The sequence below is a fragment of the Tardiphaga sp. 841_E9_N1_2 genome, assembly GCF_051811065.1.
In the GTDB taxonomy this organism is placed as follows: Bacteria; Pseudomonadota; Alphaproteobacteria; order Rhizobiales; family Xanthobacteraceae; genus Tardiphaga; species Tardiphaga robiniae.
Genome location: NZ_JBPWQC010000001.1, coordinates 5532736 through 5552763, shown reverse-complemented (window position 1 = coordinate 5552763; position 20028 = coordinate 5532736). Strand labels below are relative to the sequence as shown.

Sequence of the window (20028 nt, the reverse complement as noted above, 5' to 3'; positions counted from 1 at the left end):
GAGCCGGACCATTGCTGATCCGGCTCCCTTCAATGCTCAGGCGATCAGGACGCCTTCTTCTTACGAAGCGCGTCGACGAACTTGATCAGGTCGATGGTCGCGTCCCAATCCTTGGTGGTCGCGGCATGGAAGCCCTTCTTCTGGCCGTCCGACAGGCGATCAAAAGCCGCCTTGTCCTTGGTCGGTGCATCGACGAAGGCCTTGGCGATGGCGACCTTGAGCTCTTCGGGCAGGTCGGAGCTATAGGCATAGGGGCCGTTGATGATCGGGGCCGACTTGTGGATGATGCGGAAGTCTTCCTTCTTCATCGCCGAGCCGTCGGCATTCTTCAGCATGCCCTTGGTCAGCATCTGCTGCAGCGTCGAGTCGTTGTCGTTGGTCCACTGGTTGGCGGCGACATCGACGGTGCCCTGCGACAGCGCCAGCAGCGCATTTTCGTGGCTGCCGGTGAACACGACCTTGCTGAAATAGGTGTCGGCATCGGAGATGCCCATCTTGTCCAGCTCGAAGCGCGGCACGTTGTTGCCGGAGGTTGAATTCGGATCGACCAGACCGAGATTCTTGCCCTTCAGATTGTCGATGGTCTTGTAAGCGCTGTTCGCCTTGACGAAGAACACCGAGTAATAGCCCGTCGAGCCATCGATGTTGATGTCGTTGGCAAAGGCATCGGTCTTCACGCCGGTGAGGCGGGCGCGCGCGAACGAGGCCGAGCCGTAGCTGGCGATGTGGATGTTGCCGGAGCGCTGGCCTTCGATGACGGCTGCGTAGTCATTGGCGATGCGCAAATTGACCTTCACGCCGAGTTCTTTCGACAGATAGGCGACGAAGGGTGCCCAACGCTCGGTGACGCCCGAGGCGTTTTCTGCCGGGATGATGGCGAAGGTCAGTTCCGGATACTTGGCCTTGTAATCCTGGGCCGAGGCCGAGGTGGCGGCGAAAGCCAGCGCCGCGGCGCTGAGCAGAATGGAGCGGCGGTTGATCATGACAGTCCCTGTTTTGATCTGAGGTGAAACGTTTTTTCTTGGTAGAAGGCGCGTCTATCGCGGCGATGCCATCGTTACGATGACGTCACCGCGATAATTTCAACGCACTGCAATCACGCGACGGCAGCAACACCGTATTCGGGAACGCGGACAGGCGTCGGCATATGCGCCGATCCCATCACCTCATCGGCTTCGAGATCGTAGAGTTCACGGGCGATATGCTCGGTGAGCGCGGACGGCGCGCCATCGAACACGACGCGGCCGGCGGACATGCCGATCAGGCGATCGCAATAGGTCCGCGCCAGATCGAGCGAATGCAGGTTGCACATCACGGTGATGCCGAAGTGCTTGTTGATGCGCAGCAGTGCATCCATGACGATGCGGGTATTGCGCGGGTCCAATGATGCGATCGGCTCGTCCGCAAGTATGATGTCGGGCTGCTGTACGAGGGCGCGGGCAATGGCGACGCGTTGCTGCTGGCCGCCGGAGAGCTGATCGGCGCGTTGCGAGGCGTATTGCGCCATGTCGAACTGCTCCAGCGCCGACATCGCCAGCGCACGGTCGTCCTCGGGCCACATCTGGGTCAGCGAGCGCCACTGCGGCATCTCGGCCAGGCGGCCCATCAGCACATTGGTCAGCACGTCGAGACGGCCGACGAGATTGAACTGCTGGAAGATCATCGCCGAGCGCGCGCGCCACTTGCGCAGATCGCGGCCCTTGAGCGCGGTGACATCCACGCCATCAAATACGATACGGCCTTCGGTCGGCTCGCACAGGCGATTGATCATGCGCAGCATGGTCGACTTGCCGGCACCGGAACGGCCGATCACGCCGACGAAAGCGCCCGGCTTGATCTCGAACGACGCGTTATCGACGGCAGCCTTGGCGCCGAAACGGCACGTCAGCTTATCCACCACCAGCATGAGGCACTCCAATGACAATAGACATCGCCACCGGTAACGCCCGCGTTTAACAATGATGTGACATGTGCCCTGCGCATACGGGTTATCGTCGTTGCGGGAAAAGGACGCCCGAATTCATGTGAACGTCACGACACCGTCACGAAACCGACCGAAGAGGTGCCCGCGCGCCAGCGCACACTCTAATATATCACCCACCGATTCCTCTTCCGTCGCACGAGCGTCACATGGCCGGAAAACAACTCTCGCTCACGCCAGCGGTCGATCCCACCGCGAAACTCGTCGATACCGAGCTCGGCGCCTATACCGAAGTCGGCGCGCGCACGATCCTCAACGAAGTGGCGATGGGCGACTATTCATATGTCGTGAATGACGGCCAGATCACCTACACGACGATCGGAAAGTTCTGCTCGATTGCGGCGATGACGCGGATCAATCCCGGCAATCACCCGATGCACCGGGCGACGCAAGCCCACTTCACCTATCGCGCCAGCGCCTATTTCCCCGGTGAGAGCGACGACGCCGACTTCTTCGCCTGGCGCCGCGCGCATCACTGCACTATCGGCCATGACGTCTGGCTCGGTCATGGCGCCATCGTGCTGCCCGGCCGCAAGATTGGCACTGGTTCTGTGATCGCCGCCGGCGCCATCGTGACCAAGGACGTCGCCCCCTATACGATCGTTGCCGGCAATCCGGCGCGGCCGGTGCGGCGGCGGTTTTCCGAAACTGTGGAAGATGGGCTGATGGAGCTCGCCTGGTGGGACTGGGAGCACGAGATGCTACGACAGGCATTGCCGGATTTCCGCAAGCTCCCGGTCGAGGATTTCCTGAGCAAGTATAAAGGCGTCAAGGCGCCCAGGCAGATGGCAGTGACATGACGGATATCTTTATCGACGGCGGACGCACTTTGCTCGGCCAGGACATGGCCGAGACCTCACTGCAGATTGGGGATGGCGTGATTGCGGACATCGGATCGGATGCACACCATGGCGCGCTCGGCCTCGATGCCTCCGATCTGCTGGTGCTGCCGGGAATCGTCGATCTGCATGGCGACGCCTTCGAGCGGCAGTTGATGCCGCGCCCCGGCGTCGACTTCCCGGTCGATGTTGCCTTGATTGACAGCGACCGCCAGGCCATCGCCAATGGCATCACCACGGTGTTCCACGGCACCACGTGGTCCTGGGAGCCAGGCCTGCGCGGCGCGGAGAACGCCCGCAAGCTGCTGGATGCCATCGAGACGCTGCGGCCGAAGCTCGCCTCCGACACGCGCTTCCATCTGCGGCAGGAGACGTTCAATCTCGACGCCGAAGATGAGATCGTCGGCTGGCTGCAGGCCGGCCGCATCGATCTGCTCGCCTTCAACGATCATATGGACATCGCCGGCATCTCAAAGCCGGCAAAGCGCGCGCGGATGGTCGAACGTACCGGGCTCAGCAGCGATGCCTTCGACCAGCTGGTCGATCGCGTGCTGTCGCGCACCGATGAGGTGCCTGCCTCGATTGCCCGCCTCGCCAAAGCGGCGAGCGCTGCCGGCGTGCCGACGCTCTCGCATGATGACGCAACGCCTACGATGCGCGATGACTTCCGCAGGCTCGGCGTCAATATTGCGGAATTCCCGATCAACGAAGAGACCGCGAAGGCCGCGGCGGCGGCCGGCGATTTCATCGTGTTCGGCGCGCCCAATGTGGTGCGCGGCGGCAGCCATACCGGCTGGACCAAGGCGTCCGACATGATCGCCAAGGGCCTCTGCTCGATCCTCGCATCGGACTATTATTATCCCGCGCAATTGCTGGCCGCATTCCGACTGGTCGAGGATGGTATCCTGTCACTGCCGCAAGCCTGGGCGCTGATCTCGTCCGCGCCCGCAAAGGCCGCCGGACTTATCGATCGCGGCGAGATCGCAGGCGGGCGCCGTGCCGATCTCCTGCTCGTCGATGACAGTGCCGCGCTGCGGCCGCGCATCGTCGCCGTCATCGCACAAGGCAAGCTCGTGCATCTGACCGATGCCGCGCGGCTGCAGCCGGCGCGTGCCATGCAACGTAAAGCTATTGCCGCAGCGTAACGCGGCTTTATGGTGCGGCCATGAATGAATTCCCGCGCTACGCGATCTATTATGCCCCCGACGCCAACAGTGCCCTCTCCCACTTCGGCGCCGAAATCCTTGGTTATGATCCCTTCACCGGCAATGACGTGCTGGTGCCCGGCGATCTCATCATGCAAGCGCCGGACTGGCCGGCTGTCATCAAGGACCCACGCAAATACGGCTTTCACGCCACGCTGAAGGCACCGTTCTCGCTGACGTCGGAAGCCACCGAAGCCGACCTGATCGCGGCCTTCGATGAATTCGCCCGGATGCCCCGCGCCATCCCGGAAATCTCGCCTGTGGTTGGTATCATCAGCGGCTTCACGGCTGTGGTGCCGGATGCGCCCTCGACTGAGCTCGCCGCATTGGCGCAGACCTGTGTCGAAGGATTCGAGGTGTTCCGCGCACCGATGACGCCGGAGGATCGCGCACGGCGCAAACCGGAGAACCTGACGCCGCGGCAGGTCGAGCAGCTGGATCGTTTCGGCTATCCCTATGTGCGCGACGACTTCCGCTTTCACATGACGCTGACCGGACGGCTTGCACCCGAGCGCAGCGCCGCGGTACTGGCGATGCTGCAGCAGCGGTTCGCGACACTTGATCTCACCTCACTGCGGATCGACCGCATCGGCCTGTTCCACCAGACATCTGCGACGTCGCGCTTCCAGGTGCTGCGTCACGCGCCGCTGACGGCGACTTGACGCGTCACGAGGATGCCATCTCGTCGGCCCGTTTCCAGGCCGGAAACGGATCGGCGAGCTTGGCCCAACCGGCGATATCCATGCCGGGCTTGCCAGGCACGAGACAGGCATCGAGCCGACGACGGATATCGCTTTCATCCATGTCGGAACCGATGAAGACGATCTCCTGTCGCCGGTCGCCATAAATCTCGTTCCAGTTCTTCTTCAGCGACTGCCGCCAATAAGGATCGTCCGGCCAGCGATCGACGGGGACATTGGCCCACCAGAATCCCATGCCCTCGGTGCGCACGATGGCACCGGCCTGGCTGAGCTCCCCGACCCATTGTGGCCGCGTTGCCAGCCAGAAATGCCCCTTGCTACGGATCACGCCGGCCCAGCTCTCGCGCAGGAAGGCCTGAAACTTCACGGGATCGAACGGCCGTCGCGCGCGATAGACGAAGTTCGTCACGCCATATTCTTCAGTCTCGGGCACGTGGTCGGCAAAACCATAGAGCTCCTTGTGCCAGAGCGGATGCTGCTGCGCCTTTTCAAAATCAAAACGGCCGGTATCGAGCACGCGGTCGAACGGCACATCGGCAAAGTTTGCCTCGATGATATCGGCATCGGGATTGAGCGCACAGATGATCTTGCGCGCGCTGTTGCATTGCTCAAGCGTGGCGTCATTGACCTTGTTGAGCACCACGACATCCGCGAATTCGATCTGCTCCACCAGCAGATCCACCAGCGTCCGCTTGTCACCGTCGAGGGCCTCGCCGCGGTCCTGCAGGAAGTCGGTCGAGGAATAGTCCTTCAACAGGTTCACCGCATCGACCACCGTCACCATGGTGTCGAGCTGCGCCACGTCCGACAGGCTGTCGCCATTCTCGTCGCGGAAGTCGAAGGTCGCGGCCACCGGCAGCGGCTCTGCAATTCCGGTGGATTCGATCAGCAGATAATCGAACCGCCGGCTTTCGGCGAGCGCCCGCACTTCCTTGAGCAGATCGTCGCGCAGCGTGCAGCAGATGCAGCCATTGGTCATCTCGACCAGCTTCTCATCCGTCCGCGACAGGTTGGCACCGCCATCGCGAACCAGGGCCGCATCGATGTTCACCTCGCTCATGTCGTTCACAATCACCGCCACCTTCAGGCCGTGACGGTTGTTCAGCACATGGTTCAGCAAAGTTGTCTTTCCAGCCCCGAGGAAGCCGGACAAGACTGTGACGGGGAGTTTTTGCATCGAGATCGAACAGTCTTTTGAGGGTACGGGACATCAGGCTCTTCTTATTTGTAATGTTATAACATTACAATCTTCATGCCTGTCAACCCCGCGCCCACCGATCCCGTTGGTGCGCTGTCAGCTTTTCTGATGTGCCGGAAATTCATCTGGCGCGGGTCAGCCCACGCTCATTGCCTCGACGTTAGCCTGCCCGCGCGATTGTCTCGGCATCCACCGGCTTGGCAAAGGTCACGCGGTTTCGGCCGCTGGCTTTCGAGGCGTAAAGTGCCCTGTCGGCAGCAGGTGTGAGATCGCAGGGATCGTCACCCTCGCGGCCGATGGCTATACCGACACTGGCGCCAACGGTCAGTTCCAGGCCATCGATGATGAACGGCTCCGAGAGCGTCCGAATGATGCGGCGGCCCAGCAACATTGCCTCCTCGCGATTGCCGACGACGGATTGCACCACAACGAATTCGTCACCGCCCATGCGCACCGCGAAGTCGCCGTCGCGCAAAATTCCGCTGAGCCGGCTCGCGACCGCCTGCAGCAGCGCATCGCCTACCGGATGGCCATGCACGTCGTTGACCTCCTTGAACCGATCAAGGTCGACGCTGTGAACGGCAATGAGACAGCCCACCGCCCTGGCGCGCGCGGCGATGATCGCGAGGCGCTCCTGAAAGCCAAGCCGATTGGCCAGGCCCGTCAGCGCATCGTGCCGCGCGAGGGTCGAGAATTCGTGCTTGAGCGAGATCTGCTCGATATTCTGCCGATAGATAAAACGCACGGTCTCGAAGCTGCCGAGCAGGAACGCGATCAGGATCACCGCATAGAAAGCCAGATTGCTATCGACGCGGGCGAGCGCCGCGAATGCCGTCGGCAAGGCGACCAGCATCAAGGCAGGCAATGCGATCCCCGGCCGGACGGAAATCCGACAGACGATGCCGGCCGCATAGCCGAAGACCAGCGCCGTTGCGAGGAGTTGATGCGCAGGATTCTTCGCCCAGAAAGTCGCTGCGCCAAGCAGGCCGATCAATCCTGCAAAGACGTAGCTGCTCCACGCGTAAAGCCGCTCCCATCGCTCGGCCGCGGCGATGGTGAAGCTGCGTTGACCTTTGCTGCGATGATAGACGCCCTCGGTGGCCACGCGGAAGATCGTGACGATCACTCCGGCTGCGCTCAACCCGTAGAACCATGGATTTGCAGAACTAATGGCGACGTGACACGAGACAATGGCCAGTGTGAAGCCGGCGATCGAAAGCGGCACACGCGTCTGGAAGAGCATGTCGATGAGTTCGATCCGGACATGGTCCGGAACGCCTACGAAAATTGATCTCCAGAATTTGACCACGTCGCTTCTCCCCGAAGCACCCGATACCGCCAAAGTCTGAAATTTTCATCGGCGAACTCGGTCAAAATCTAACTGAGTTAACCGGCAGTTACCAATCGCACGCTTGTCCGCCAGGCGCAGAGCCTCTTCCGCTGAATGCAGAGAATTCGAGCTTATCGGTAGAAGACTGGCGAACTCCGGACCAGTCACGGCGCGATGGGACCTGAAGCTCGCCATCGCGCCTTGTCCTGATCGATCAGAAGCCGAGCGCGAGGCCGTCCTTGCGGTGGTCCGAGGCGCCGAGCAGCACGCCACGCTCGTAATCGATCTGGATGGCCTGGCAGCCACCGATGCCGGTATCCATCATCTGCAGCGTATGGCCGCGGGCGGCCAGATCGTTGCGCACCGCTTCCGGGATGGTCTTTTCAAGCTGCAGCAGGTTGTTGGTCGCGAACGAGCGCGGCGCCTCGGCAGCGGCCTGGATGTCCATCTTGCGGTCGATCACATCGGATATGAACTGGGCATGGCCGGTGGCCTGATAATGGCCGCCCATCACGCCGAACGGCATCACCGCGCGACCGTCTTTCATCAGCATGCCCGGGATGATCGTGTGCATCGGCCGCTTGCGCGGGCCAAGCGAATTCACGTGGCCGGGCTTGGCGCGGAAACTCCAGCCGCGGTGATGCAGCAGAACGCCGGACTTCTTCGCATAGATGCCGCTACCGAACGGGCCGAACAGCGAATTGATCAGTGACACGGCGTTGAGATCGCGGTCGACCACGGTCAGATAGACCGTGTCCTTGTGGATGACCGAGTCCCAATGCTCTTCCGGCGAAGCGTGCTTCATGTCGATCTTGGCGCGGAGGTCGCCGATGAACTTGTCCGACAGGAAGCGCTCGACATCGACCTGGCCATAGGCCGGATCGCAGAAATACGCATCGCGTGTGCGATAGGCCGCCTTGGTCGCCTCGGCGAGAACATGGATGCGGTCGGCATCGCTCAGATTGGCCATGTCGTAGCCGGCCAGCACGCGCAGAATCATCAGTGCGGCGAGTCCCTGGCCGTTTGGCGGGCATTCGGCGACATCATAGCCGTGATGATTAGCCGAGATCGGTGTCACATAGTCGGAGCGCTGCTCGTTGAAATCATCGGCCTCGTGCGCGCCGCCAACGGCACGCAGCGTGGTGATAATGTCGTCGGCCACCTGGCCTTGGTAGAAGCCGTTACGGCCCTCGCGCGCGACCCGGCGCAGCGTGGCAGCGAGCGCCGGCTGGACGCGCTTGTCGCCGATCGCGGGGGCATGGCCGCCCGGCAGGTACTGCGCGGTCGCGTCGGGATGCAGTTCCAGCTTGCGGCGCCATTTGGCCCAGTCGGCGGACACGCGCGGCGTGATGAGGAAGCCATTCTCGGCGGCGTCGATGGCGGCGGCAAACACGTCGGCCAGCGGCTTCGAGCCGTGATCCTTGCTCAGCGTGCACCAGGCATCGATGGCGCCGGGCACGGTGACGGTCTCGACACAGGTCTCGGGAATGTCGCGGTCACCGGACGCCGCATATTTCTCGGAATCGATCTTGGCCGGCGTACGGCCGGAGCCGTTCAGCGCGATCGGCGCGCCGCCCTTCGGCGAATAGAGGGCGAAACAATCCCCGCCGATGCCCGTCATCGCAGGATCGGCCACGCATTGCACGGCGACCGCCGCCAGCGCCGCATCGATGGCATTGCCGCCTGATTTCAGCATCTCCACTGCAGCCAGCGTCGCCAGCGGATGCGAGGTTGCGGCCATCCCGTGCTCGGCAACGGCGACGGAACGGGCAACGGCCATGAAATCACGCATGAGAGTCCTCTATCGGTACGAAGCCGCCTGGCGCAGATCGCGCGATGAGGCGGGAGAGATGCGGTCGAGCGCCGAGCAGATCGGCCCCCAGGCGCGCGGGGATGGCGTGTGGTTTAGCGTGTGAATCGGCAGTGCGGTAGCCGTTATGACAACAATGAGACTGGCAGCCGCTACCGCGAATACGATATCGCGCCGCAACCCAGCCGTGCAAATTTGAACGTAATGCGCGCGTGCCCCACGACCGGCCTTCAAGCGCCGGATCAGCGCAACGCCGGGCAATGCCGCGAGCAGGGCCAGGAGGCAGCAAATCATGATGCGTGCCTCCCGGTTATCACCTCAGGATTTGTGGCAGCAGGAGTTGGCGGGAGTCCCCGTCGGCGCCTCGGTGCTGAGCACGCTCCGGCCATTGCGCTCCGGCGCGATATCCTGCGCCGGATTGGCGGCAAAGAAGCCGTTCGGCTTCAGCATGAAGCCAGCATATTCCACCGGCATCACCGGGAAGTCCTCGGGCTTGCAGACATGGGTGTGACCGAATGAGTGCCACAGCACGATGTCGGTATTCTCGATATTGCGGTTCTGCTCGATGTAGCGCGGCAGGCCATCGCCGCCGGCATGGACGTTCGGGTAGTCGCCGCTGGCGTATTTCTCCATGGGATCATAAGCGGTGACCCAGACATGTTTCGTGGCGAAGCCGCCGCGCTTGCGCACGAAGCTGCCTTCCTGCGCCAGCATCAGCGGGCTCGGCATCACGGAGAGCTTGTAACCCGTGGGATTGCCGACGCTGTTCTTGCTGTTCGGGTTGGTGACCTTCCAGTAACGGCCGCTCTGCCCGTCCGCGATCGCCGCCGCGTCCCGCTCTCGCGACAGTGTGCGGCTCTTGAGATCGAACGCATTGCCATGCGGATTGTCAGTACCCCACGGGCGTTGCGCGAACTCGTGCTCGGTGACGGTGTTACCGCCGCCATCGAGATCCATATGCATGCGGACATTGAAAAAGTGCTGATGCGTCGGGCCGCCCAAATTCTCGTCGACCATGCCGCCCCAGGCATATTTCTGGCCCGGCGCAACTGCCGCCGTCTGGATGATGCCGGTGAGCTTGGCCTCGAGTTGGATGGTCCCGTCCTGGTAGAGGTACCAGTAGAATCCGTAGTCGTAGTTTCCAACAGTCGCGAAGAAGCTAATGACGAGGCGCCGCGAGCGGCGCACTTCGAACAGCCCGTTGCGGAATTCGTAGTGCTTCCAGAGGATGCCGTAATCCTCTTCATGCATGCAGACCGCATTCTTCATGGTGAACGGCTTGCCCTGTTCATCGGCCGCCGGGATATCGAAATAATGGATGTTGCCGAGGCAATCGCAGCCGAGCTCCAGCGCGTTGGCGAGCATACCCAGGCCATATTCGCCGGCATCGAAAGCTGACTTCCAGTAATGATTGGCCGTCGGATCGGCGTAAGGCACCACCATTTCGGTGACGCTTGCGCGGTGGATGATGGAGCGTTTCCTGTCGCCGTCCTGATAGGCGAGCTGGTTCAGCACCAGACCTTCACGCGGCGTGAAACCAACGCGAAAACTCCACTTCTGCCACTCCACATTCCAGCCATCGACCTTGAAGCTCGGCCCTTCCGGCTGCTCGATATTCAGCGGCTTGATGTCGGTGCGCGGATTGGCGTTCTCGTGGGCGCCGTAATTGCGCTTCTTCTTCGGGATCGGAATCACGACCTCGTCGTCGAGCAGATCGACCACTTTCTGGTGGATCAGATCGACAACGGCCACGACACCCTCGACCGGATGCGCATAGGCATTGTCCTTGATGTCCTCGCGGAAAAATGTGACGGCCCGCACGATGCGGCGGCCACGCTCGAAATCGCGATCGAAGAAGCCCGACGAAAACGGATCGACCTGCGCCATCTCCATATCCTTGTCGGACATGCCACGGCGGCGCATGGCATTGCGCCAGCCCTCATCGGACTTGACGATCTGCTCGCACAGCATGAACTCGCCGATCATCACGGGCGGCTGGCCGTAAGGCGCTTCGGAATTCGGCAGCAACTTGGTATCGACGATCTTGCTGGCCGTGAGATCGACGATGTATTCGGTCGATGCGCCGGTTGCGGAGTCCAGCACCACGATGAAGGCGAGTCGCGGAAGCGGCGTGCCACTGGCATAGGCGCGCAGATCAGCCTTGCTGGGCTCCTCCAGCCGCACGATTGGGAAGCGCGCGCGCACCGATAGCTTGACATCACTCTTCACGAGATCGCAGGCCGCACCGATTTCATCCAGCGACAGCGGATTGAGCGGATGGAACGGCACTGGCGCAGGCGTTGGCTGAACGGTCGCATCGCTCTCGATCTTGGTCACGACCGTCATAGGCAGAACTCCTGAAGGCGCTTGGCGCCGCGAGGGATTGGAAAGCGTCGAGAGCTAAGGGCTCTCATTGGAGGCGCTCGCGACCGGGAGCTGCCGAAAACAAGGCCTGTGTGTAGGGATGCTGCGGATTGTCGAAGATGTCGGCGGTCGGGCCGCTTTCGACGATCTCGCCGGACTTCATCACCATGATGCGGTCGCACAACTCACCGGCAACGCGGAGATCATGGGTGATGAACAGCATGGCGAGGCCAAGCCGGCTGCGCAGATCGGCGAACAGTTGGAGAACCTGCGCTTGCACGGTGACGTCGAGCGCCGAGACGGCTTCATCGGCAATCAGAATCTGCGGTTCGGAGGCCAGTGCGCGCGCAATGCAGATGCGCTGGCGCTGACCGCCAGAGAATTCGTGTGGAAAGCGATCGAGGATCTGCGTATCCATGCCGACAAGCTCCAGCAGTGTCGCGACCCTGGCGCGTGCGACTTCGGGTGTCGCTCCAAAATTGACGACTCCTTCGATCAACGATCGTCCGACCGACAGGCGCGGATTGAGCGACCGATAGGGATCCTGAAACACGACCTGAATGTAGCGGCGATGCGGACGCAGCGTCTCGTTGGATGCGCGCGCGATATCGGTGCCAAGCAGGCTGATCTCGCCCGATGTGGGTTTCATCAGCCGCGACACGCAGCGCGCCAGCGTCGACTTGCCGGAACCGGACTCACCGACCACGCCGAGGATTTCGCCGCGGCCCAAAGTGAATGCGGCCTCCTTGACCGCCTGCGTCACCCGGCCCCGGCCAAAGAAACCGCGATGGCCATAGGTCATCTTCAGTGCCTTGACCTCCAGCACCGACGGCGACGGGTCACGAATCTCGGCGGACTTGCGAATGCCCTTGGGCACGGAATCGATCAGCAGACGTGTGTAAGGCTGCGTAGGATTCTTGAGGACAGCGTCGGCGCTGCCGCTCTCCACGACCACGCCCTTCTGCATCACCACGACCTGATCGGCGATATCGGCAACGACGCCGAAATCGTGGGTGATGAAGAGCACGCCGATATTCTTGCGTTTCACCAGATCCTTGATCAGCACCAGGATCTGCTTCTGCGTCGTGACATCGAGCGCCGTGGTCGGCTCGTCGGCGATCAGCAGGATCGGTTCGAGCAGCATCGCCATGGCGATCATCACGCGCTGGCGCTGACCACCGGAGAGCTGATGCGGATAGGCCTGCATCATCTGCGCGGCATTGGGCAGCAGCATGTCTTCCAGCGCCGCGATAACGCGCTTGTCGACTTCGGCCTTGGGATGCCGCTTTTCGGAATGCCATTCGATCAGCTCCGCAAGCTGCTCACGCACGGTCATCACCGGATTGAGCGCCGTCATCGGTTCCTGAAAGATCATGCCGATGCGGCTGCCGCGTAGTTCACGCATCCGGTCGTCGGCGGCCCCGATCAGCTCTTCGCCGAGCAGCTTGATCGAGCCGGCGACGGGCTTCAGCCCTTCCGGGAGCAGGCCCATGACACTGAAGGTCGTGACCGACTTGCCGGAACCGGATTCACCGACGACGCAGACGATCTGCCCGAGCGGCACGGTGACATTGATATCTCGGACGATGCGGCGTGCCTCGGCATCATGCGTCAGCCCGACAGCGAGACCCGCGACTTCCAGGACGGCCTCGCTCATTTGACGCCTCCCACCGAACGCGCCAACCGGGGATCGAGCATATCACGCAGGCCGTCGCCGAGCCGATTGATGCCGAGCACGGTGAGCGCAATGCAGATACCGGGGAATAGCATCAAGCCGGGCCTGATCTGAAAGTACAGCCGCGCATCGGCCATCATGTTGCCCCAGCTCGGAATCTCGTCGGGCATGCCGATGCCGAGGAAGGATAACGAGGCCTCGATCAAAATCGCCGATGAGGCAATATAGGTGGCCTGCACGATCAGAGGCGCAAGAATATTGGGAACGATATGTCTGATAACCAGCACTGGCAGCCGCGTGCCCATGCTGACGGCGGCCTCGACATAGGCCTCCTCGCGTACCGTCAACACGACGCTACGTACCATGCGTGCCACACGCGGGATTTCGGGAATGGCGATGGCGATGCAGATGGTGACGAGATTGGCACCGAGCCCGCCGATCAGCGCAATGGCCAGCAGGATCGCGGGGATCGCCATCATGCCGTCCATCATGCGCATCAGCACATTGTCGATCCAGCGCACCATCCCCGCGATCAGGCCGAGTGCACTCCCGGCGACGACAGCAATGATCGCCACCACCGCACCGACGATCAGCGACACACGGCTTCCATAGATCAGCCGGCTCCAGATATCACGGCCGAGATTGTCGGTGCCGAGCCAGTTGGCCGCGCTCAGCGGGCGCAGTCGCAACCGCGGCTTGAGCGCAGCCGGATCCACAGTCCACAACGCGCTGGCGAAAACTGCGACCAAAGCGAGCAGGATGAGAACACCGAGGCCGAACAGGATCGCCCGGTTACGCAGCAGCTTGCGGGCGAAGGTCCACACATCGACGGGCGAAGATGCGGGCGCGATGACGGTGGTGGCGGTCATTGCGCGCTGATCCTCGGGTCAAAGAATGTGTAACTGATATCGACCAGGAGATTGATCGCCACATAGGCGCCGCCGAACACCATGATGATGCCCTGGATCACCGGATAGTCACGCGCCAGAACCGAGTCGACGGTGAGACGACCGAGGCCGGGCAGATTGAATACGCTCTCGGTGACGACAACGCCGCCGATCAGCAGCGCCACGCCTATACCGACGATGGAAACGATGGGCACCGCGGCATTGCGCAGCGCATGTTTGAACACCACGATGCGCTCCGGCAGGCCCTTGGCACGAGCGGTGCGGACGAAATCCTCGTTCAGAACTTCGAGCAGGCTGGTACGTGCGACGCGGGCGATGAGCGCGACATAGACGAGGCTGAGCGTCAGCGTCGGCAGCGCGAGGTGCCAGAAGAACCGGCCAATTCCTTCGGACAGCGGTGCATAGCCCTGTACGGGAAAAAGGCCGAGCTGCATCGACAGCAGATAGATCCAGAAATAACCGATGGCAAAGGTCGGGACAGCGAAGCCGGTCACCGAGGTCCACATAGCGAAACGATCGAACCAGCCACCGCGACGCCATGCCGCGAGTACACCGATCGGCACGCCAACGAGCACCGAGAAAATGATGGTGGTGAGCGAGACGGCAAATGTCGGACCGACGCGCTGGGCTATCAGCGTCGAGACCGGCTGATTGGAGACGATGGAGATGCCGAGATCACCCTGAAGAAGCCGCCACAGCCAGTGCAGGAATTGCACCGGCAATGGTTGATCGAGGCCGAGCCGCGCTCGGATCGCGGCGATCGCTGCCGGATCGGCATTGTCGCCGGCAAGCTGCGCCACGGGATCGCCGGACGAGAAGCGCAAAAGAAGGAACGCAATCAGCGCGACCACCACGAGCACGGGGACGACTGATACGGATCGCTTCAGGAGGACACCGGCGATCGCCATGACGTTATGCCGTTTTCTCGACGTTCCAGAACAGCGGCGCCGGCGCCCTCACGATGTCCTTGAGAGCTTTGCTGTGTGACACCGGCTGACGGAACTGGCCGCCCGGAATATGCGTCATCACATCATAGGCGCGCTTCTGGATCGCCTCGGCGACGGACTTCTGGGCGGCGGCTTCAGGCTCCAGCGCAAATTTGTTGCGCAGGCTTTCGATCTCGGTGTCTTCCGGCCAGCCGAAGAAACCGCCATTCTTCCCGCGGGTGTCAAGCACCGTGCTAGCAAGCGGGTTCATCAGTTCAGTCGTGGTCGTAACCCAATGGGTCATCGACCAGCCGCCATTGGCGGTCGAATCCTGCTTGACGCGGCGCGCCAGCAGCGAGCCCCAGTCCATGGTCTGTACCTCGACATTCATGCCGATGGCACGGAGCTTCTGCGCGGTGACGGTGCTGGAGCCGGACAGCAACGGCGAGTCCGTGCCCTGTAGCATCACGACCTTCTCCCCCTTGTAGCCACCCTTCTTAAGGAGGTCCTTGGCGCGCGCAAGATCCGGTTTGGTGTTCCAGCCAACCTCGCTTGCCAGCGGCGTGGTGACGCCGAACATTGCAGCGGAAGCCTGATAATATTCGGGATTGCCGACCTGCGCATCGAGCCAGTCGGCCTGGTCGCTCGCATACATTACGGCCTGCCGGATTTCCTGCTTGTTGAACGGCTCCGTGAGCCAGTTCATGCGCACTACCGACATGAATCCGAGTGGATTGTAGTCGGCGACGGTAACGTCCTTTGCGGCAATCAGCGACGGTAGGATGTCGTGCGGCGCGGCTTCGAGAAAATCGATCTCCTTGTTGATCAGCGCATTCGCCGCCGTCTGGAAGTCCGGCATGCTGATCCATTCATAGCGATCGATCTTGACGATCTTGCCGCCGGCGAGGCCATCGGACGGCTCGTCGCGCGAGACATAATCCGCGTTGCGCTCATAGACGGCGCGGTTGCCCGGGCGAAACTCCGACGCGATGAAGCGGAACGGGCCGGAACCGACAAACTCCGTCACCGGCTGATCCGGCGCCTGCGCCGCTAGGCGCGCCGGCATAATGAAGGGCATGATGCTGGACGGCTTGGCCAGTGTCTGCAGGACCTGACCATAGGGGGACTTCAGCACCATCTGGAAGGTCCGCCCGTCGACAAGCTTCAGCTCCGCGACGAAACCCATCATCCGCGAGCCCATGGTGTCACGCTTGGCCCAGCGCTGCAGCGACGGGATCACATCGGCCGACGTCACCGGCGCGCCGTCGTGGAATTTCAGGCCGGAGCGCAGCTTGAACGTATAGGTCAGCTTGTCGGCCGATATCTCATAGGCCTCGACCATCTGCGGTCGGATCTGGAATTTCGAGTCGGTGGAGAACAGCGTGTCATAGATGTTCAGGCCGTGGTTGCGGCCGGTCCATGCGGTGTTGATCAAGGGATCGGTGGCACGCAGCGGCGCGTGCATGACAGCGCGGATGACCTTGCTTGATTGCGCGCGCGCGATACGCGGCATCATGCCTGCGGCAAGAGCGGCGGCGCTGGCCTTGAGCAACGAACGACGGCTGAAATCATTGAACATGGCGGTCTCCAGGCAATGAGAGTGATGCGAAAACGTCAGACGGGAGATTCGGACAGCGCTTCGCCGATGGCGCGGAACGCCGCGAGCCAGCGATGATCGATGGCGATATCCATCGGCTTTGGTTGTGCCGCGACCTTGACGATCACTGTATCGGTGGTGGGATCGATGTAGATCCACTGGCCATGGATGCCGACGGCCGCCAGATCGAGCCGTGCGGAATCGATGGTGTACCAGCAGGCGCGATAGCGACCGCTCGGAAATACGAAAGCGAGATCGCCATTGGCGAAAGCCTGCGTATCGCCATTGAGATGGATGTCATCGACCCAGCTGACCGGTACCACCTGCGTTCCATTGGCGAGGCCGCGATTACGGATCATCTCGCCGAACCGGGCGAGATCGCGCAACGTCGCACAGATGCCACCTGCGGAGCGCGACGCACCGTGTGTATCGAGCGTGATATAGGCGTCGTCTTCCGCACCCATCGGCGCCCAGATATATTCTGAAAGAATCTGCGCATAGGGCTTGCCGCAGGCCTTCTCATAGACCCAGCCCAGCACGTCGGTATTGGTGGACACGTAGTGAAACACCTTGCCGTGCGGCCCGCCATTCGGCCGCAGCGTCGCAAGGAAGCTGCGCTGGTCGCCCTGCGCAGTACCATTCGGCAGAACATCCCAGCCGTTGCAGAGGCGATATTTGACGACATCTCCTTCCGGATCGTCGTAGTCCTCGTCGAATTTGATCGCGACCGTCATATCGAGCAGGTTGCGGACCGTGCAGCTGCCATAGACCGACTCCGCGACTTCCGGAATGTAGTGGGTGATCGGCTTATCGGGATCGAGCAGACCGCGCTCGACCAGCACGCCTCCCAGCGTGCCGCAAATCGATTTGCTGACCGAGCACACCAGATGAGGCGTATGCGGGGTCATGCCCTCGCCGTACCATTCGCTGACTATCTTGCCGTGCTGCATCACCAGCAATCCGTCCGCGTAGGTCTGCGCCAGCGTTTCGGCGACCGTTGTCTGCTTTCCGTCGGCAACAAAGGCCACCGTGGTGAGATCGCGAACCGACGACGTCAGTGCGCTCGGCGTTGAGGAGCGTCGGATATCCGCCGTCGGCAGCACCTGCCGCGTATTGCGGAAGCTCCACTGGCTGTAGGGGTATTTCCGCCAGTTGAATCGGGTCACCAGCGCCTCGGTCAACGGAGGCGCACCCTTCATGACGTCACTTGGCTTCATCTCGACCTCGTATGGCACTGCAGCATGATGGCGAACCAACCGACCCGGCGGGCAGTTCGGACGTGGGATCATCTGCGGAGGTCGGTTCGGCCGTTATCAAGAATCGGCAAATCTTCCGAAAATCAGCCCATGCCTTTCCGGCGGGACTGGCATAGGCTTTGCTTAGATTAACATCTGCACCCTGATTGAGCGGCCAAGAGTGGATCCGGCATGTTGTTGTCTCCTGATGTCTCTGCTGGTGGAAGCTCCGGAATAGCTGCGGATTCCTGGCTATTCGACACCGCGAGCGATGACGTCGATACGCATTGCGCCAATCTCGGCCGCTGGCGGCTGGATTACGATCAGATCAGTTGCGGCGCTTTTCGCGGCACTTTCACAGAGGTACGGCTGCCCGGACTTCAGGTGTTCAGGGAAACCACAAGCCAGAAAGTGCGCCAATACGGACTACTCGGCTCCGACAGCTTCGGCATCGCGCTACCGTGGAATACCCAGACCGACATCAATTTCAACGGCGCCTGCATGTCGCCGGGCAACGTCATCACGTGCTTCGATGCAGAAGTCGACATGTGCACACCGCCGGAGTTCGAGTTGCGTGGCGTAGTGATGGACGCGGCGCTGATGGAAAAGACACTGGCTGCTTTGCAGATCGAACTGCCCGAGGGTCTCTGGCATCAGTTGAGGGAATTGAAGACGGACCCGGATGCGATCGACCGCGTCCGGCAGTTGCTGGTCTATGCGCACCAGATCGTCGCGCAGACACCGCAAATTCTGGACGACATTGCCGCCCGTCAGCATCTCGAAGACAATTTGCTATCAGAGATCATCGATCTGTTGCCGACGCTGCAGCCCTGCGACGACCTACGCGGCGGCAATGCGCGCAAGCGTCTGGTCGAACGCGCCTGCGCCTTGATGCTCGCGCGGCCGGACGAGCCGATGTCGATCCTCGATGTCTGCAAGGGCGTCGGCGCCAGCCGCCGCAAGCTGAACTACTGTTTTCAGGACGTGCTCGGCAGCAATCCGATCCACTATCTCCGAGCGGTGCGGCTCAACCGCGTCCGCCGCGAACTCAAGCAATGCAGCGATGAGCAGATCGGTGTGTACGATATCGCGGTGAAGTGGGGTTTCTGGCACTTCAGCCAGTTCTCGCTCGACTACAAGCGCCACTTTGCGGAATTGCCGTCCGAAACCCTGCGCCGAGCGCGAATGCTTCACTCCTAGCTCGTTAGTTCCCGAGCGGACGGCGTGCCGTTACCCGCGCAGTCTCATATTCATCGCGCGTGCGGGCGACCAGCGTCGCTACGGGCTCGATTGCAGCAACACCAGAGACAGAGTGGCCTGCGCTCCAGACGTCGCGCCATCGCTTGACCCCGGACGTCGCCTGCCGGCCATAGAGCGCATCGGCGCGTTCTTTGGTCATGTCCGTCGGCAGATCTTTCGGATCAAGGCCCGCGGCGACAATCGAGGGAACCAGCGTATTGGTTTCCAGGCCGGTGAAAGCCCGTGACAGCAGGACATCGTCGAGCTCGGACGTGACGAGCATCCGCTTGTACTCGTCCACTGCCATGCTCTCCTCAGTGGCAATGAACTTGGTACCCATATAGCTGAGATCGCAGCCGAGCACCTCGGCGGCAAACACCGCCTGCCCGTCCGACACACCGCCGGCCAGCACGACCGGCCCCTCCCAGAACGAGCGAACCGCACGCACGAACGAAAAACCGTTGACCCAGCCGGTCTGCCCGCCGGCACCCGCCGTTAGCAAGACGAGCCCATCGACTCCCGCTGCAATGGCTTTCTTCGCATGCCGGATCGAAGCGACATCGGCAAACACCATACAGCCTGCCTCATGCAGCGGACCGACGACCGCATCCGGCGGTCCGACGCTGGTGATCACCATCTCGCAGCCATGCCGGATCACCGTGGCAAGATCATCCTGCAAGCTCTCACGGCGGATGATGAGATTCGGACAGAACGGCGCGTCGTCCGGCCCGAGCGCGCCGAGAATACGCGCTATCCAGCAATCGAGTTCATCGTCGGTTCGGCAATTGGCCGTCGGAAACGAACCGATCACGCCAGCCTTGCACGCGGCAATAACGAGTTCCGGGCCTGACACGCGAAACATCGGCGCTGCGACCAAAGGCACCGACAGCCGCGGCCGAATTGTTTCCGCAAACCGCGCGGCACTCGCTTTGCCGCTGAGGTCGTCGATCCCGTGGCGGTCGCCCGAAGACAGCGGCATCTTTTTCCATCCCTCTCATTTTTCGGGAGGATAGCCGGAAT

General features: G+C 61.8%; 17 protein-coding genes. 4 read left to right on the top strand and 13 right to left on the bottom strand.

Features of this window, described 5'->3' with window-relative positions; genetic code table 11:
• Nucleotides 1-44 precede the first annotated feature (44 nt).
• Together phnD and phnC are read right to left on the bottom strand one after the other, a co-directional pair.
• Entirely contained in the window at nt 45-983 is a 939-nt protein-coding gene (phnD, locus tag AB8A50_RS26590; protein WP_439079477.1) for a phosphonate ABC transporter substrate-binding protein, read from the bottom strand.
• Between the two features lie 113 nt (nt 984-1096).
• Nucleotides 1097-1906 (bottom strand): phosphonate ABC transporter ATP-binding protein, encoded by an 810-nt coding sequence (gene phnC, locus AB8A50_RS26585; RefSeq protein WP_089262019.1) that lies wholly within the window; start codon nt 1904-1906, stop codon nt 1097-1099.
• 224 nt (nt 1907-2130) lie between these two features.
• Here phnC and AB8A50_RS26580 point away from each other — a divergent pair, with 224 nt between their 5' ends.
• From AB8A50_RS26580 to AB8A50_RS26570, 3 genes are read left to right on the top strand one after another with little or no spacing between them, the layout of a single operon-like run.
• Nucleotides 2131-2781, top strand: coding sequence for a chloramphenicol acetyltransferase (locus AB8A50_RS26580; RefSeq protein WP_439079476.1), 651 nt, complete (start codon nt 2131-2133; stop codon nt 2779-2781).
• Complete coding sequence (locus AB8A50_RS26575) at nt 2778-3965, top strand: alpha-D-ribose 1-methylphosphonate 5-triphosphate diphosphatase (RefSeq protein WP_439079475.1); 1188 nt, start codon at nt 2778-2780, stop codon at nt 3963-3965. Before AB8A50_RS26580 ends, AB8A50_RS26575 begins: the two co-directional genes overlap by 4 nt.
• Nucleotides 3966-3985: 20 nt before the next feature.
• Nucleotides 3986-4687 carry a DUF1045 domain-containing protein gene (locus tag AB8A50_RS26570; protein WP_439079474.1) on the top strand — a complete coding sequence of 234 codons (702 nt, stop codon included), beginning with the start codon at nt 3986-3988 and terminating at the stop codon, nt 4685-4687.
• 4 nt (nt 4688-4691) lie between these two features.
• On the opposite strand, the gene zigA is transcribed toward AB8A50_RS26570, so the two are convergent.
• From zigA to AB8A50_RS26520, 10 genes are all read right to left on the bottom strand, one after another.
• On the bottom strand, nt 4692-5903 hold the full coding sequence (gene zigA / locus AB8A50_RS26565) for a zinc metallochaperone GTPase ZigA (RefSeq protein ID WP_439079473.1): 1212 nt from the start codon (nt 5901-5903) through the stop codon (nt 4692-4694).
• 181 nt (nt 5904-6084) lie between these two features.
• Nucleotides 6085-7233 carry a GGDEF domain-containing protein gene (locus AB8A50_RS26560; RefSeq protein ID WP_089262027.1) on the bottom strand — a complete coding sequence of 383 codons (1149 nt, stop codon included), beginning with the start codon at nt 7231-7233 and terminating at the stop codon, nt 6085-6087.
• 235 nt (nt 7234-7468) lie between these two features.
• On the bottom strand, nt 7469-9046 hold the full coding sequence (locus AB8A50_RS26555) for a gamma-glutamyltransferase family protein (RefSeq protein ID WP_439079472.1): 1578 nt from the start codon (nt 9044-9046) through the stop codon (nt 7469-7471).
• Nucleotides 9047-9055: 9 nt separating this feature from the next.
• Complete coding sequence (locus AB8A50_RS26550) at nt 9056-9358, bottom strand: hypothetical protein (protein WP_439079471.1); 303 nt, start codon at nt 9356-9358, stop codon at nt 9056-9058.
• A gap of 24 nt (nt 9359-9382) precedes the next feature.
• Nucleotides 9383-11410: a primary-amine oxidase gene (locus tag AB8A50_RS26545; protein WP_439079470.1), complete on the bottom strand. Its 2028-nt coding sequence runs from the start codon at nt 11408-11410 to the stop codon at nt 9383-9385.
• A 64-nt stretch (nt 11411-11474) separates the two neighbouring features.
• Entirely contained in the window at nt 11475-13085 is a 1611-nt protein-coding gene (locus AB8A50_RS26540; RefSeq protein WP_439079469.1) for a dipeptide ABC transporter ATP-binding protein, read from the bottom strand.
• Nucleotides 13082-13972 (bottom strand): ABC transporter permease, encoded by an 891-nt coding sequence (locus AB8A50_RS26535; RefSeq protein WP_439079468.1) that lies wholly within the window; start codon nt 13970-13972, stop codon nt 13082-13084. The genes AB8A50_RS26540 and AB8A50_RS26535 overlap by 4 nt, the downstream gene beginning before the upstream one ends.
• On the bottom strand, nt 13969-14913 hold the full coding sequence (locus AB8A50_RS26530) for an ABC transporter permease (protein ID WP_439080039.1): 945 nt from the start codon (nt 14911-14913) through the stop codon (nt 13969-13971). Before AB8A50_RS26530 ends, AB8A50_RS26535 begins: the two co-directional genes overlap by 4 nt.
• 10 nt (nt 14914-14923) lie before the next feature.
• Nucleotides 14924-16516, bottom strand: coding sequence for an ABC transporter substrate-binding protein (locus AB8A50_RS26525; RefSeq protein WP_439079467.1), 1593 nt, complete (start codon nt 16514-16516; stop codon nt 14924-14926).
• Between the two features lie 35 nt (nt 16517-16551).
• Complete coding sequence (locus AB8A50_RS26520; RefSeq protein ID WP_439079466.1) at nt 16552-17751, bottom strand: serine hydrolase domain-containing protein; 1200 nt, start codon at nt 17749-17751, stop codon at nt 16552-16554.
• 210 nt (nt 17752-17961) lie between these two features.
• Between AB8A50_RS26520 and AB8A50_RS26515 the strand changes: the two genes are divergently transcribed.
• The gene (locus AB8A50_RS26515; protein ID WP_439079465.1) at nt 17962-18969 is read left to right on the top strand and encodes a helix-turn-helix domain-containing protein; all 1008 of its coding nucleotides are present in this window, start codon (nt 17962-17964) and stop codon (nt 18967-18969) included.
• Nucleotides 18970-18973: 4 nt separating this feature from the next.
• Here the strand turns inward: AB8A50_RS26515 and AB8A50_RS26510 are convergent, their stop codons facing one another.
• A complete protein-coding gene (locus AB8A50_RS26510; protein WP_439079464.1) occupies nt 18974-19987 on the bottom strand; it encodes an NAD(P)H-dependent flavin oxidoreductase in 1014 nt (337 codons plus the stop codon).
• Nucleotides 19988-20028 lie beyond the last annotated feature (41 nt).

Coding starts and splice junctions, on each gene's coding strand:
- AB8A50_RS26520 (WP_439079466.1), bottom strand. CDS start 17,751: ATGAAGCCAAGTGACGTCATGAAGGGTGCGCCTCCGTTGACCGAGGCG.
- AB8A50_RS26550 (WP_439079471.1), bottom strand. CDS start 9,358: ATGATTTGCTGCCTCCTGGCCCTGCTCGCGGCATTGCCCGGCGTTGCG.
- AB8A50_RS26525 (WP_439079467.1), bottom strand. CDS start 16,516: ATGTTCAATGATTTCAGCCGTCGTTCGTTGCTCAAGGCCAGCGCCGCC.
- AB8A50_RS26570 (WP_439079474.1), top strand. CDS start 3,986: ATGAATGAATTCCCGCGCTACGCGATCTATTATGCCCCCGACGCCAAC.
- AB8A50_RS26555 (WP_439079472.1), bottom strand. CDS start 9,046: ATGCGTGATTTCATGGCCGTTGCCCGTTCCGTCGCCGTTGCCGAGCAC.
- AB8A50_RS26545 (WP_439079470.1), bottom strand. CDS start 11,410: ATGACGGTCGTGACCAAGATCGAGAGCGATGCGACCGTTCAGCCAACG.
- AB8A50_RS26575 (WP_439079475.1), top strand. CDS start 2,778: ATGACGGATATCTTTATCGACGGCGGACGCACTTTGCTCGGCCAGGAC.
- AB8A50_RS26535 (WP_439079468.1), bottom strand. CDS start 13,972: ATGACCGCCACCACCGTCATCGCGCCCGCATCTTCGCCCGTCGATGTG.
- phnC (WP_089262019.1), bottom strand. CDS start 1,906: ATGCTGGTGGTGGATAAGCTGACGTGCCGTTTCGGCGCCAAGGCTGCC.
- zigA (WP_439079473.1), bottom strand. CDS start 5,903: ATGCAAAAACTCCCCGTCACAGTCTTGTCCGGCTTCCTCGGGGCTGGA.
- AB8A50_RS26580 (WP_439079476.1), top strand. CDS start 2,131: ATGGCCGGAAAACAACTCTCGCTCACGCCAGCGGTCGATCCCACCGCG.
- AB8A50_RS26510 (WP_439079464.1), bottom strand. CDS start 19,987: ATGCCGCTGTCTTCGGGCGACCGCCACGGGATCGACGACCTCAGCGGC.
- AB8A50_RS26515 (WP_439079465.1), top strand. CDS start 17,962: ATGTTGTTGTCTCCTGATGTCTCTGCTGGTGGAAGCTCCGGAATAGCT.
- AB8A50_RS26540 (WP_439079469.1), bottom strand. CDS start 13,085: ATGAGCGAGGCCGTCCTGGAAGTCGCGGGTCTCGCTGTCGGGCTGACG.
- phnD (WP_439079477.1), bottom strand. CDS start 983: ATGATCAACCGCCGCTCCATTCTGCTCAGCGCCGCGGCGCTGGCTTTC.